A 13,326-nucleotide genomic window follows, 5' to 3' on the forward strand; every position below is an offset into this window, starting at 1 on the left:
TGTGATAGTAACTAAGATTGTTGTGTAAATGAAAGAGGAGGTGAGGGATATGATTCTAAATAATAATAAGAAGTTAGGTCCTATGCCTAAGTCAATTGGTGTTGAACAAGAGTTTCAACAAATAGCGAAAACAGAGGAATCGAATCTTCTACAGGAATTAGCTTGTACACGAAATGGTATTAACGATGAAGAAAGAGAAGAGAGATTAGAGAAGTATGGCTATAATGATTTATCTGCAATGCAGAAACATAGCTGGGTATATTTCCTTGTACATAGTTTTGCAGATGCGTTTATTGTCGTTTTACTTGTGCTAGCAATTGTGACTTTTGTTGTGGAGTCGGATATCTTATCTGGATCAATTATTCTTGCATTGGCGTGTATGAGTGCCGTAATTCGTTTCTTCCAAGACTATGGTTCCTACCGTGATATGCAGAAGTTAAAAGAGATGGAGCACGATACGGTTAGAATTCAGGTTCCAGGAAAAGATGGCACAGAAGTTCGAGAAGTACCAGTGGAAGAAGTAGTTCCTGGTGATATTCAATTGATTGGGTCTGGTGATATTGTCAGTGGTGACTTATACCTTCTTGAAAGTAAGGACTTATTCGTTTCTGTTTCTGCCTTTACAGGGGAATCCATTCCGGTAGAGAAATATAAAGGTGTTGATGATAGAATTGTCAATGCGGCAGAATTAAACAATATCTGTTTGGGTGGCTCCACTGTGAATTCCGGTACGGGTGTTGGTGTTGTGGTACGTACCGGTACGAGTTCTTATCTAGGTAAGATTTCTTCTACAATTCATACAAAGAAGAAAGAAACAGATTTTGATAAGAGCTTATCGAAGATTACAAGGATCTTAATTACCTACATGATTGTGGTGGTTATCTTCGTGTTATTAATCAATGGTTTGGTTAAGAAGAATTGGTTAGAGGCTTTCTTATTCTCTATCTCTGTTGCGGTAGGTATTACACCGGGAATGTTACCGATGATTGTCAACGGAACACTTGCTAAGGGTGCAAAATTCCTAGCAAAGAAGAAGACAATTGTTAAGAACATGTCTGCGATTCAAAATCTAGGTGCCATTGATGTTCTATGTACCGATAAGACCGGGACACTAACGATGGACCATGTTGTTCTTCAAAAATATCTTGATGTAAATGGTGAGGATTCACATTTAGTATTGAATTATGCATGGATGAATGCATACTATTCAACGGGAGTTAAGAATCTGATTGACCAAGCAATTTTAGCGTATGGGGAAGAGAGTAATGCGCAAAAATATGCTGGTGGGTATGTGAAGTCTGATGAAATTCCATATGACTTTGAACGTCGCAGAATGAGTGTGTTAATTTCTAATCCAGGTGGTGAGCACTTGGGTGGAGATGTCGAAGAAATCCTTCCAATGCCAAAGGATGAAGTGCTTATTACAAAGGGTGCTTTAGAGTCTGTATTAGAGTGCTGTAGTCGTATTCGTGTGAAGAAAGAATATATGGATATTCACGAAGAAGATCTTGCGAAAATCAACGCACTTGCAGAACAGTTAAATAAGGAAGGCATGCATGTGATTGGCGTTGCCGCAAAGAAGAAGAGTGTAGGTGATACAACAGCCTTCCATGCGGAAGATGAAACGAATATGACATTCTTAGGAATCATTGCCTTCCTAGATCCGCCAAAACCAGATGCGAAAGAAGCGATTCGTGGTTTGTATGATGCTGGTGTTCATGTGAAGGTTATTTCTGGTGATGCGCCTGTTGTTGTTGAACATGTATGCAAGCTTGTTGGTATGAAGGTTGGTGATCAGAGTGCTGTTACAGGTTCTGATTTAGAGAATATGAGTGATGCGGAATTATCTTCTGTTGTAGAGAAGAATGATATCTTTGCTCGCTTATCTCCAATGCAAAAGAAACGTGTTGTCGATGCGTTACGCAATAATGGTCATGTAGTTGGTTATATGGGTGATGGTGTGAATGATGCGCCAAGTCTACACGATGCGGATGTTGGTATCTCGGTTGATAATGCGACGGACGTTGCTAAAGCTAGTGCGGATATTATCCTGTTGGAGAAGAGCTTGACAGTTATTCTCAATGGTATTTATGAAGGTAGGCGTATTTATGGAAACATTTTGAAGTATATGAAGATGGCATTATCTAGTAACTTTGGTAATGTCTTCTCTGTACTCATTGCGTCGATCTTCTTGCCATTCTTACCGATGCTACCATTACAGATTTTGATTCAGAATTTGATTTATGACTTCACACAGATTGCGATTCCATGGGATAACGTCGATGACGAATTTCTACAGACACCGCATAAGTGGAATAGTGCTTCACTTGTTTCATTCATGAATGTTATAGGTGGCTTCTCATCTGTCTTTGATGTACTGACGTTCTTAGTATTATGGTTTATCTTAGGATATAATACATTGGCTATGCAGAATTACTTCCAGACAGGTTGGTTCATTGAAGGTCTGATTTCTCAGATTTTGATTGTACAGTTTATTCGTACATCGAAACGTCCAATCATTGATTCGAAGTGTGATTCTAGATTAGCTCTAGCATCTGCATTTGGTATCTTTGTAGGTATTTCAATTCCAGATTTATTTGATAATCTAAAGAATACTGTATTTACAGAAATGCCATTTGAATACTTTATGTATTTGATTATTATCTTGGCACTCTACAGTACTACGATTGAAATCGTAAAGAAGTCCTATATCAAGAAATATGGTTCTTGGTTATAAATAAACGAGAGAATATTGGAATCTATTGTTTTCAATATTCTTTTTTGTTGATGCTTGATGGGTATCGGACGTGGTAGGAAGATAACCAAATATGTTAAAATACAACTATCAGGAGAATTTATGCAACAGGAACAACAAAATGCATTCAATCGTCAGTGTATTAGTGAAGCACTGATACGTTTGATGGAAACCAAAGCGTATGATGATATTACAGTAACAGAAATCTGCCGTATAGCAGGTGTATCACGCATGACGTATTATCGAAACTATAGTAGTAAGCGTGAGATATTCAGCGATTATATGAAGATGATTGTTGATGAATTTGTTCGCGTACAACGAGCAAAGGATTTAAAAGTACGTTCGTATGAAATGATTCTTGCAGGTTTTTTATATTTCTGTAATTATGAACGCTTCATTGAATGTTTAGACCAATCGAATTTATCCTCTATCCTACAGGATGGATTGAATTACTATATCGATAGCTACGTATTTGAGCAGGGTGAAGATGAGTTACGTAGATATCACTTGTATTATTATTCAGGTGCGTTATTTAACATCTATACTGTGTGGATGCGCAATGGCAAAAAAGAAAATGTTGAGGATGTAGCGAAAATTGTTTACGAACATGTAAAACGTGAACATCAAACACTTTAATTATCATGTATAATATTTATTAGGGATTTTCGTATTACACGACAAATAGGAGGAAATACAATGAATTGGAAAACGTTAGAAGGATTTGATGAGAAATTAGCAAAGGTCAGCTTTAAAGCACACAAGACTTTTGATGGTAAGGTTGTGGAAGTCCTATACGGTGCCAAGGACGAAAATGGCAATTTTGTATTACCAAAAGAGGATCAAAACGATGGTCATGGTAGATGGTTTGGTATTGAGACAAATGGGGAATACAGAATGTTCTCTTGGCGCAAGCCAGCATATTTAGGAGGTGGCGTAGAATACGGTACTTCTCATAATGATACTGCACTTGAAGATATGGAAAATGATCTTCGTAAGAAGCAGGAATTATGTCGTCAAGCAGAGAATATTTCTACTGTAGAAGAGTTTGAAGAAGTTCGTAAGCAATTCGAAGCAATCGAAAACTGGAATACTCCAAAGGATGAGGAGTATGCTATCTGGTTTGGTAAGACGTTAGAAAAGTTCAACGCTAGAAGCGAGCGTCAAAGTCTAAATGCAGAAGAGAAGAAAAAGTTAATTGAAAAGGCTGCTAGTTTAGCAGATTCCACAAACTGGAAGGAAACACAAGCAGAATTTAGAAATCTACAGGATGAATGGGAAACACTTGGCAATGCAGGTGTGGAAGATGATTCCTTATGGAAACAGTTTAAGGGCTATCGTAACCAATTCAATGATAAACGTCGCAACTATTTTGATAATCTAACCCAAGTACATGCCGAAAATGAAGGGAAGAAACTTGATTTAATCAAGCAGGCAAAGGAACTTGCAAAGAAGACTGACAACTTCCGTGAAACATCTGAGAAGATGAACGGCCTCATGGACGCATGGAAGGCAATCGGTAGTGCAGGTCGTGGTAAGGATGATGAACTTTGGAATGAGTTTAACGCATCACGTCAGGGCTTCTATGATGAAAGAACAGCGTTCTTTACAGAGCGTGATGAAAAGCAGAAGGAAAGTATCCGTATCAAGAATGCCTTAATCGAAGAAGCGAAGACAATCGCTGCTGAAAAGGATTATGGTCGTGAGAAGACTGATCGTATGAAGGCACTTGATAAGGAGTGGCGTGCTGCTGGATATTCTGGAAGTGAACAGAATGATGCATTGTGGGAAACATTCACACAGGCAAAAGAAGTATTCTGGAATGGTAAGCGTGAAGATAGTCAAAAGCGTCTTCAGGAAGCCTTTGACTACAAGAAATCACAACTTCCAATTGTAAGAGAAGAAATCAATAGACTTCAAGAACAGGAATATGAAACAAGTGACTATGAACGAATTCGCGGTATTCAGCGTCAGGTTGAAGAAAAGAAGGCTTTCTTAGAGAAGTTAAAGAACGATATCGAAGATATTGAAAAGAAATTAAATGCATAATTGAAAACCTCACTTCATTTGGAGTGAGGTTTCAAGTCAATGGGGGAATGAGAAATGTTGAAGAATATCGCCAGAGAACATTATATAGAAGCGATACGTATGGCATGGCCAGCTGTGCTGGAAAGTGTTTTTGTGTCTCTTGCGGGTATTATCGATACACTCATGGTTTCCTCTATGGGTACATATGCAGTAGCGGCTACAGGGTTGATCCTTCAACCAAAGTATCTAAGTCTTAGCTTCTTCTTTGCGATTAACGTAGCAGTATCTGCCTTAGTTGCGCGAAGACTTGGACAGAATAATCGTCGAAACGCAAATCAGGTATTAGTGACTGCACTAGTAATCGTATTGTTGTTGTGTATTGTGTTAACAGTTTTGACAGTGATTTTTGCCGATCCGTTAATTGCGATATGTGGTTCGAATGTGGATACGCATGAGAGTGCAGTGATTTACTTTAGGGTGATACAGATCGGAATGATCTTCAATGTATTATCACTGGTAATCAATGCGGCACAACGTGGTGCAGGTAACACGAAGATTGCGATGGTCACAAATGTTACATCATCCATCGTGAATATTATCTTCAATTATCTATTGATTGGTGGTAACTTTGGGTTTCCTAAATGGGGGCTATTTGGCGCAGCATTTGCGACGGTACTAGGTACTGTTTTTGCGTGTGGTATGAGTATTCACTCGCTATTTAAGAAAGATAGTTATGTATCGATACCTTATATTCTTGAAGAGAAAATCAAACCGAATTTTTGGTCATTCAATGCGATTCAAAAGTTGGGTGCGAATATTCTCTTTGAAAACTGGGCCATGCGTGTAGGCTTTATGACGACTGCTGTGCTTGCGGCAAGACTGGGTACTGACCAGTTTGCGGCATATCAGGTTGGTATGAATATCTTGTCGTTGGGCTTTGCGTTTGGTGATGGTATGCAAGTGGCAGCGGTATCGTTAATTGGTAAGAGTCTTGGACAACAGAAACCAGACCTTGCGAAGACCTATGGGCATGCATGTCAGTTAATCGGTGTGGTAATATCGGTTGTATTTGCGGTGGTCTTGTTAGTGGGCGGAAGAACACTGAATCAGTTCTTCTTTGCGGATGAAACCGTAATCGAGATGGGTGTTATGATTGCTCGCTTTGTGGCAATTATTGTACTATTTCAGATATCACAAATTATTTATGGTGGATGCTTAAGAGGTGCAGGTGATGTAAAATATACATTGTTTGTGGCACTGATTAGTGTCGCTATCATCCGACCAATTTTAACCTGGGTATTAACCTCCGTATTCTCACTTGGCTTGGTGGGCATTTGGTTGGGTGTATTATCGGATCAGTTGACAAGATTTACGTTACTACGAATTCGTTTCCATCAAGGGAAATGGGTAGAGTATAAGATATAGAGAGGCATTCAAATGGGTAATAAAACAAGAATTCAAAAAATGACAATTCTGAGTATGTTTATTGCGATTGAGCTCATCATGGCAATGACACCTATTGGTTATCTTAGCTTAGGTGCGATTTCCATTACTACAATGCATATACCAGTCATCTTTGCGGGTATCTTACTGGGACCATCAGAAGGCGCAATCTTGGGCTTTGTATTTGGGATGACTAGCTTTTTAAAGGCAACCTTCGCACCAACGATTACGAGTTTCTGCTTTTCACCATTCTATTCAGTAGGTGATATTCATGGGAATTTCTGGAGTTTACTCATTGCGTTTGCGCCACGTATCCTATTAGGATATCTTTCTGGTTTGTTGTATACCACATTTAAGAAAGCTAAGAAGAATAACTTTATCGCAGAATCTATCGTTGCGATTGGTATGACCTTATTGCATACGCTTATGGTCATGGGGATGATATGGTTCTTCTTCGGTCAGGTTTACGCAAATGTAACGGGATTGGCCGTATCAACAGTAATTATTACTGTAATTACAAGCAATGGTATCTTAGAGATGATTGTGGCAGGCATTATCATTCCTACAATGATGCGTGTTCTTCGTCCAGTATTAGATAAATTAGAGTTAGGAAAATAAGTGCATGTATAATGAACAATCATACTATGCACGCATGCGTTCAACGATGAGTGATAAGTTAAGTGCTTTGGATGGTCAAGTTCAAAAAGGGATGTGTGTATTGGACTTTGGATCAGGGCCAAGTGAAGATGTATATGAATATGTACGTTATTTTGAAGCGAATTATTATGCGCTAGATAATTCGAGACAGGTACAGATGTTACTGGAAGAAAAGGGGATTCGTTGTATTGATCTTGCGTTTTTGAAGAGTACGGATATGAAATTCGATATTATCTTTATGTCGAGTGTATTCCATGAATTACTTTCGTATCTTTCACGTAACGAAGCAGCGAACACAATGAATGTGGTGCTTTCCCATTTGAGTGAAAATGGAAAGCTAATTATTCGGGATTGGTGTGCACCTGAAGATAAAACCCTTGCTAGAGTTGAAGTGATTCCGACAAAGATAGAAGAAGTGAAACAATGGATCAAGGAGCTTTCTGAACACGCAATCTTTTTATCTGAAGTTGTTGTGAAAGGAAACACAATCCAAGCAAGTGTAGATGATTTGTACAATATCTTATTACACGTAACTTGGGGACAGCAGTCCATCTTACGTGAGAGCAATGAATCCTATTTGGTTGATAGTGCATCGATCAAACAGTTTATTCTAAATGGCAATCAGAATATTAAGCTAGTAAGTCAACAAGCATATTACCAATCGGATTATACAAATTATTTGTTAAACTATTTTAAGGATGTAGAGATATTTGTAAAACAATATCATATTTGTACAAAACAAGTTTTAGTTCTCCAGAAAGCATGAGCATATATTTTGCAAAGATTCATGAGTAATGGTACGTTATAGACATCAGTTAGTGATAACAAACAAAAAGGAGAAATATAAAATGAAAATCGTTTTTGCGACAAGAATGGGAAATACAGATGAATTAGTAAGACAGAAGTTAGGCTATACAGATGCGATGTTAATCGTGGACGGTAGTGAAAAGGTTGATGGAGATTATGTACTCTTCACATATACGGATGGTTATGGGGAAGTTCCAGGTGTAGTTGAAAGCTTCCTAGAAAACAATAAGGCTGGCCTAAAGGGTGTTGTGGCGACTGGTTCTATGGCTCGTCATGCGGACACATTCGCTGCGGCTGGTGATAAGATTGTGAAGGACTTTGGTGGTGTATTAATTGCTAAGGTTGATGTTCAGGGAACTGAAGAAGACCACGCTAAGATCAAGTCTGCGATTGCGGCTTTATAACGAAAAGAAAACATCGGTTTGCCGATGTTTTATAGTTTATAGAGTTTTACAACTGTTTCATCATCGATACCATCGATGGAAACATCAATGAGTTCATCACGAGAGGTTGGGACATTCTTACCAACAAAGTCTGGTCGTATTGGTAATTCACGATGACCACGGTCAATCAGTACTGCAAGTTGTATTGCCTTTGGGCGACCATGCGAGAATACCGCGTCAATCGCAGCACGAATCGTTCTGCCAGTGTAGATAACATCATCCACAAGGATTACAACATAGTCTTGAATATTATCAGGTAAAATGATGTTGGTTGTCTTTGGCGCTTCGCTTAGTTCCGTCAGATCATCTCGATATAAAGAGATGTCCACTTCACCAACAGGAAGTTCAACACTTGTATATTTCTTGATGTTTTCTGCCAGCTTATGTGCTAGTGGAATCCCACGACGTTTGATGCCGACTAAACATACATTGGGAGATGAACTATCTCGTTCAATAATCTCATGAGCGATACGTGTTAGGGAACGCTCTATTTGTGCTTGATCCATGAGTTCTGTAATCAGTTCCATATCATACCTCGCATTCCCATTATACAAAAAATTAGTTAGAAAGTGATAGGTAATCCTATGAACGAAAAAATTAGAAAAAATATATTAGAAACAGAATACAATAAACCTTCAAAAGAAGAGCTAAAAGAGAAGTTGACCGCGTTACAGTATGAAGTAACGCAGAATGCGAAGACAGAACGCCCGTATCAAAATGAGTATGATGATTTATTTCGGAAGGGTATCTATGTGGACATTGTTTCGGGAGAACCATTATTCTTGTCCACAGATAAGTTCAATTCTGGTTGTGGATGGCCAGCATTTTCTAAACCAATTATTCCAGAAGTGATTACTGAGAAGGTTGATTTACAGTTTGGCATGATTCGTACAGAGGTGCGTAGTCGTTATGCGGACAGTCATCTAGGACATGTCTTCACAGATGGTCCGCGTGATAAGGGTGGTTTGCGTTACTGTATTAATAGTTCTTCCTTGCGCTTTATTCCAGTTGAAAAGATGGAAGCAGAAGGTTATGGCAGTTATATAGAACTTTTAGATAAATAACGCTCTTTTCAACGATTTAGTTGATATTCTCAGTATTTAGAATATCGCTGTTGTGTTGGAAGTGAACCAGCTAAGTGATTTGTAAATTGTATTGTTGAGTAAGTCATCATTCGTTTATATCAAATGAGTTACACATATTGTACCTTATAATTCTTGACATTATCATAACTTTTTTATTAACAACATTTTATGCTTTTCATATAAAAATACCTGTGCTGTATGCGCACAGGTATAGAGTATATGATATTTATGGTTTATGCGATAGAAGCTGCGTAGATTTTGGCGATAGCTGCTTTTACAGTTGCATCAAATTCTTCGTCTGTCTGTTGGTAGCGTAGATCTTGTGCAAAGGCACGTGAGAAGGACGCAATCATACCGTGGTTGAGTGAGAGTAAGTGGCAAGCTTCCTCTTGTGAGTATCCACCAGATAGTGCAACGACACGTACTACATGTGGATCCTTCATTAAATCAGCGTATAAGTTATTCACAGTTGGAATTGTCAACTTAAACATCACTTTTACATCAGAATCCAATTTTGCAAGATGTTCCTTGATGACTTCTAACATAAAGGCTTCAGATTCTGCCTTGTGTGGATTATGGATATCTACTTCCGGTTCAATAATTGCGACTGCACCAGCATGCCATACCTGTAGGGCAATATCAAACTGTTGAGCGATGATATCGCGAATACCTTGTTCATCGTAATCGTAGATAACAGAACGCTCTTTCGTCCCAAAGATATGACGATCTTCGACGGCGTGTTTGAGTGTTTCCGCAAGATTTGGGATTGGCTTCATCAGTTTGACGTGGTTCTTTTCTTCAGCCAAACCTTTGTCGATCTTTAAGATTGGAACAATTCCTTTCTCTTGCCATAAATAGTCAGCGGTATATTTGCCATCAATTGTACGATCCATTGTATTCTCGAATAGAATTGCGGCTAAGATACCGTCTTTGTTGAAGGATGGTGTTTTGATGATACGTGTACGCATTTGATGTACACAGTCAAACATCTCCTCGTCATTTGCATAAGCTGTCTGGTCTAATCCATATGCGAGTAAAGCTTTTGGTGTTGATCCACCAGATTGGTCCAAGGCAGCAATAAATCCTAAATCTGAATGCATTCGTTTTAATTGTTGTTGATTCATTATCTTACCTCCTGGTTAGTAATGGCTAACCCCTATACATATTATAGTCCTTTTTTTGTAAAATAGTTCAAAATATGTGATGACAGTGGGAAACATGTGAAAATATGCAAAAAAATAATATTTTTTCAGTAGAAAATAGTGTAATTTTGTAAAACTACTTTATAATATTGAATGTTATTTTGTAGGAATAGAAAGATATTAACTTATGAATTTATCGTATAACGCTTTAGGTTATTTAGTTATATTTCTGCCGATTACGATGTTGTTATATCAGATTATGAAACAGAAGTATCGATGGATTGTGCTGTTACTGGCAAATCTGGTCTTCTTTGGAGTCTGGTCGCAGTGGTTGGTAGTATATTGTTTGGCTACAACCCTGATTACCTTCTTCATCGGTAAGAAGTTAGGTGCGATGAAAAAGGCACCGGATGGTGTAGATAAAAAGGTATTTAAGAAACAGAAGAGACGTATTTTAACAGCTGGAATCTTGTTGAACTTTGCGGTGTTATTAGGACTCAAGTATACAAACTTTTTTGCGACAGGAATCTTTGCGGTGTTCCAGCAATCATTTACACCGTTAAAGATTTTGGTTCCAATTGGAATTAGTTACTATACATTACAGCTTGTTTCGTATCTTGCGGATATTAATAGTGGAAAGATTGAACCAGTACAGTGCTACGCAAAGTTATTGTTGTTTGCGACATTTTTTCCAACACTGGTGGAAGGTCCTATTGCTCGTTTCTCTGAGATTGGTGAAGCTTTGACAGAAGGAAAGCCGATTGAACAGGAGAATATGATTATTGGATTTGAGCGTATTCTGTGGGGATTATTCAAGAAAGTTGCGATTGCGGACCATTTGGCACCTGTCGTATCTTCAATCTTTTCATCACATGATTCATCAGGTGGACTTGTGCTTGTTGTCGCAATCTTTTGTACGATTCAGCTCTATATGGATTTTTCAGGATCCATCGATATTGCGATTGGTAGTGCAAGAATCTTCGGTATCGTATTACCAGAGAACTTTACACAGCCTTTCTTTGCCAAAGGGGCATCGGATTTCTGGCATCGTTGGCATATTACATTAGGTACATTCTTTAGAGATTATATCTTCTATCCAGTATCACTCTCGAAGCCTGTGATGAAGTTGACCAAGTGGTGTAAAAAGCATCTCGGTAAGACAGTCGCGAAGTATATTGGACCTGCAATTGCATTGTTCTGTGTATGGATATCAAATGGTTTGTGGCATGGTCCACAGTGGAATTACATTCTGTATGGTATTTACTACTTCATCTTGATATTCGTAGAATTATTTATGGAGAAACCAACCGAGAACTTCTGCAAGAAGTTCCATATTAACCAAAACGGATTTGGTTATCGTATCTTCCGTTTTGTAAAGTTAATGTTTATTGTATGTTTTGGTGAGATGGTCTTTGCGGCTTCTTCTGGAGAACAGATTGTCACGATGATACAATCCCTATTTACACGCTTTGATTGGGCGGATGCCTGGTCAACTATTCCGTATCTTGGTATGGATGCGTGGGATTACATTACAGTTGGGGTTGCGTTTGTGATTGTGGTGATTGTGGATGTCTTAAAAGAAATCGGTTATCCAATTCGCAAAGTATTTGAATCAAAACCACTCGTTATACGGTGGAGTATTCTGTATCTTGTGATATTCTATATTATATTCTTCGGTGCGTATGGACCGGGATATGATATTATCAAAATGATGTACGCTGGATTCTAGCGTCAAAAGGAGAAAAAACATGGAAGAACTATTAGAAATTTTAAACGATATTAAAGATGATGCGGATTTTGAACACTGCACAACATTGATTGATGATGCTGTATTAGATTCATTTGATATTTTATCAATCATCAGTGCTTTGAATGATCATTATGACATTCAGATTCCAGCATCTGATATTGTACCAGCAAACTTCAATAGTGCTGCTGCGTTACTTGCAATGGTACAAAGATTACAAGCTGAATAAGTTTGCATCATATTTTAAAAAAGTGAGGAGTATGTATGAAGAAAGCATTAAAACCAGTTGCGTTTCTATTGGTTTTGATATGTTTACTGATGGTTACATCATATCTCGTAACACCAAAGGGATATGAAAATGTATATGACATTCAGTTGGTAAATCGAAAAATTGATGCAGTGAGCCAAGAAAAAGAGAATACGCTGGATGTCCTATTTACAGGTGACAGTGAGGCCAGTAATACATTCTCTCCTTTCCAGTATTGGAAAGAACAGGGTATCGCTTCCTATAATCTAGGTGGTAGTGCACAGCGCTTAAATGACTGTTATACCGTTCTAGAAGAGGTGTTAAAGCATCAGAAACCAAAAGTATTGGTGTTAGAAGCCAACACTTTATTCCGCAAGAATGCGGTTTATAACAAGGATGATTCTGTGTTGATGTGGGCAGAACGGTTATTCCCTGTGCTACACCATCACAATATCTATAAGACAATCAATCTCAGTGTTAATTTACTTGGTGCAACCAAGGAAAACGCATATGCAGATCAATGTAAAGGCTATTATGCACGTGTAAGAATTCGTCCATATCGTGGCTCTGATCAGTATATGAAGACCAACAAACGTGACACGACACTCTATCCGGAAACGCTAGAATACTTTGAAAAGATTGTACAGTTATGCAAAGAAAAAAACGTTGAACTTGTGGTGGCAAGTATGCCATCTCCAAAGAACTGGAGTGACGCAAGACATGATACAGTTCAAGCGTTATGTAATCGATATGATATTACATATTATGACTTAAATAAATTGGATAACGTACTCTCTCTCGATTGGACAACAGATACTTTAGACCGTGGAGACCATTTGAATATGAATGGCTCAAAGAAGGTTAATGCTTATTTCGGTAAGATTTTAAAGGAGAAGTATCATATTCCTGATCATCGTGGAGAAGTGGATTACGCTATCTGGGATAAGCAAGAAGCTGAACTGAAGTTATATTAAA

General features: G+C 38.2%; 13 protein-coding genes. 11 read left to right on the top strand and 2 right to left on the bottom strand.

Annotated features, from left to right (window positions below; translation table 11 throughout):
* Nucleotides 1-49: 49 nt before the first annotated feature.
* The 7 genes from mgtA (at nt 50) to RGT18_RS01105 (ending at nt 8,091) form a co-directional block, all read left to right on the top strand.
* Nucleotides 50-2,737 (top strand): magnesium-translocating P-type ATPase, encoded by a 2,688-nt coding sequence (gene mgtA / locus RGT18_RS01075; RefSeq protein WP_028077780.1) that lies wholly within the window; start codon nt 50-52, stop codon nt 2,735-2,737.
* Between the two features lie 120 nt (nt 2,738-2,857).
* Nucleotides 2,858-3,391: a TetR/AcrR family transcriptional regulator gene (locus RGT18_RS01080; RefSeq protein ID WP_028077779.1), complete on the top strand. Its 534-nt coding sequence runs from the start codon at nt 2,858-2,860 to the stop codon at nt 3,389-3,391.
* A 60-nt stretch (nt 3,392-3,451) separates the two neighbouring features.
* The gene (locus RGT18_RS01085; RefSeq protein WP_028077778.1) at nt 3,452-4,801 is read left to right on the top strand and encodes a DUF349 domain-containing protein; all 1,350 of its coding nucleotides are present in this window, start codon (nt 3,452-3,454) and stop codon (nt 4,799-4,801) included.
* A 54-nt stretch (nt 4,802-4,855) separates the two neighbouring features.
* Nucleotides 4,856-6,205, top strand: a complete 1,350-nt coding sequence (locus tag RGT18_RS01090) for an MATE family efflux transporter (protein WP_156022790.1) — start codon at nt 4,856-4,858, stop codon at nt 6,203-6,205.
* Between the two features lie 12 nt (nt 6,206-6,217).
* Nucleotides 6,218-6,841, top strand: coding sequence for an ECF transporter S component (locus tag RGT18_RS01095; RefSeq protein ID WP_028077776.1), 624 nt, complete (start codon nt 6,218-6,220; stop codon nt 6,839-6,841).
* Nucleotides 6,842-6,845: 4 nt separating this feature from the next.
* Nucleotides 6,846-7,646, top strand: a complete 801-nt coding sequence (locus tag RGT18_RS01100) for a methyltransferase domain-containing protein (protein ID WP_028077775.1) — start codon at nt 6,846-6,848, stop codon at nt 7,644-7,646.
* Between the two features lie 82 nt (nt 7,647-7,728).
* Nucleotides 7,729-8,091 (top strand): class Ib ribonucleoside-diphosphate reductase assembly flavoprotein NrdI, encoded by a 363-nt coding sequence (locus tag RGT18_RS01105; RefSeq protein WP_028077774.1) that lies wholly within the window; start codon nt 7,729-7,731, stop codon nt 8,089-8,091.
* A 29-nt stretch (nt 8,092-8,120) separates the two neighbouring features.
* Here the strand turns inward: RGT18_RS01105 and pyrR are convergent, their stop codons facing one another.
* A complete protein-coding gene (gene pyrR, locus RGT18_RS01110) occupies nt 8,121-8,657 on the bottom strand; it encodes a bifunctional pyr operon transcriptional regulator/uracil phosphoribosyltransferase PyrR (RefSeq protein ID WP_006526763.1) in 537 nt (178 codons plus the stop codon).
* Between the two features lie 57 nt (nt 8,658-8,714).
* Between pyrR and msrB the strand changes: the two genes are divergently transcribed.
* Complete coding sequence (gene msrB / locus RGT18_RS01115) at nt 8,715-9,194, top strand: peptide-methionine (R)-S-oxide reductase MsrB (protein ID WP_051240921.1); 480 nt, start codon at nt 8,715-8,717, stop codon at nt 9,192-9,194.
* Nucleotides 9,195-9,448: 254 nt separating this feature from the next.
* Here msrB and RGT18_RS01120 read toward each other — a convergent pair whose 3' ends face one another.
* Nucleotides 9,449-10,339, bottom strand: a complete 891-nt coding sequence (locus tag RGT18_RS01120; RefSeq protein ID WP_006526766.1) for a fructose bisphosphate aldolase — start codon at nt 10,337-10,339, stop codon at nt 9,449-9,451.
* Nucleotides 10,340-10,544: 205 nt separating this feature from the next.
* On the opposite strand from RGT18_RS01120, the gene RGT18_RS01125 reads away from it, so the two are divergent.
* The 3 genes from RGT18_RS01125 to RGT18_RS01135 are packed head-to-tail and all read left to right on the top strand — an operon-like array spanning nt 10,545 to nt 13,325.
* Nucleotides 10,545-12,086 carry an MBOAT family O-acyltransferase gene (locus RGT18_RS01125; protein ID WP_028077772.1) on the top strand — a complete coding sequence of 514 codons (1,542 nt, stop codon included), beginning with the start codon at nt 10,545-10,547 and terminating at the stop codon, nt 12,084-12,086.
* A gap of 19 nt (nt 12,087-12,105) precedes the next feature.
* Nucleotides 12,106-12,333, top strand: coding sequence for an acyl carrier protein (locus tag RGT18_RS01130; protein ID WP_006526768.1), 228 nt, complete (start codon nt 12,106-12,108; stop codon nt 12,331-12,333).
* A gap of 35 nt (nt 12,334-12,368) precedes the next feature.
* Nucleotides 12,369-13,325, top strand: a complete 957-nt coding sequence (locus RGT18_RS01135) for a hypothetical protein (RefSeq protein WP_028077771.1) — start codon at nt 12,369-12,371, stop codon at nt 13,323-13,325.
* The last annotated feature ends 1 nt before the right edge of the window (nt 13,326 follow it).

Source organism: Solobacterium moorei (assembly GCF_036323475.1).
Lineage (GTDB): Bacteria > Bacillota_I > Bacilli_A > Erysipelotrichales > Erysipelotrichaceae > Bulleidia > Bulleidia moorei.